The 1,411-nt window shown below is 49.9% G+C and carries 1 protein-coding gene; it reads right to left on the bottom strand.

Going from position 1 to position 1,411, the window contains the following annotated elements:
• A partial coding sequence (locus R7Z49_RS23275; RefSeq protein WP_318112102.1) for a diguanylate cyclase domain-containing protein occupies positions 1-1,411 on the bottom strand: 1,411 nt, incomplete at both ends.

The raw sequence follows: 1,411 nt of genomic DNA on the forward strand, positions 1-1,411 counted from the left end.
AATAGATTGTAACGGTTACGCCCCTGCTCTTTCGCCGCATGGCACGCCGAATCCGCTTGCGCGTGCACCATTTGCGGCGTTTCTGCCGTGTGGTCGATGATACGAATGCCGACCGAGCAACTGATGAATAAGCGTGTGTCTTCCCAGATAAACAGGTGCTCACCCAATGTGGAGATAATCACCTTCGCAATATTGATCGCGCCATACTCGTCGCAATCTTTCAGTAGCACCGCGAATTCATCGCCGCCCATTCGCGCAAGCACGGAATTGTATGGCAGCACCTCTTCCAACATGCTGGCGCAAAATTGAATCGCGGCATCGCCCGCATCGTGCCCAACGGTGTCATTAAGCACTTTCAACTGGTCGAGATCGAGGTATAACATCGCATGCACTCGGCGGTGGCTATCCACTTCACGCAGCGCGGTTTTCAACTCCAACTCAAAGTGGTTGCGGTTGTATGTCCCCGTCAATAAGTCATAACGCGCCTGATACTCTAACTTCTCAGCCAAAAGTTTGGTCTCTGAAATGTCTTCACCCACAATCAGCAACTGATCGGAATCGTTGAGCGGTCGAATGTTTTCGCGTACCCAAACACTGTGCCCGTCAGCATGGCGATACTCGATTTCACGTCGCCACACATCATGAACTTGATGACTCGGTTGCAACAACACCTGACGTGGGAACAGCGCTTTGTCATCAAGATAGAATTCTCGCAGACGATGGCCGAGCATCTCAATCGGCTCGTAGCCCAATAACAGTTGCGCGAATCGGTTCACTTCTTGGATGCGGTTGTGACTGTCGAGCGTCACCATCATCACGGGCTGCTGCTCGTAGTAATTACGCAAGCTCGACTCACGCTGATAGAGCTTATCTTCCATCAACTTACGGCTGGTGATATCACGCGCCTCAAACAGATACTGCTTTTGTTTGCCCACCTGCTGGGAAAATGGCTTTAAGGAAATTTCGAGCACCATAGAGCCGTGCTCTTTGCTCCAGATTTCGGCTTCAAATGTCGAAACTTGTTGCTGCGGTGCGTCAAAATAATCGGCGATCGCGTGGCGTGCTTGCTCACTCCAGTTTTGATGTAACCAAAGTGGCTTATCTAAGCGTAATTCCTGATGATAGAGCAAAGATTGCAGACGATCGTTGCCAGATTTAAGCAAACCATGTTTATCCAAAATCCCCATGTACTGCGTACTTTGGTCAAAAATGGACTCTAAAATCGCCTGGCTTTCACGAGCAGCTGTCTCGCTGCGACGAATGCGTTGCAAGTAGTAGCTCAGTAGCAAAATGGCCACCAGCATCAACACGAACAAACTGCCAAACAAGCGAATTTCTTTGGCGAAACGCTCCGAAAATTCCATCGGCTTATTAAAAAAGACTGCCGAGGATTCTTGCTCTGCGCCCAACC

This window comes from Vibrio sp. 1562, from assembly GCF_033340155.1.
Classification (GTDB): domain Bacteria; phylum Pseudomonadota; class Gammaproteobacteria; order Enterobacterales; family Vibrionaceae; genus Vibrio; species Vibrio alginolyticus.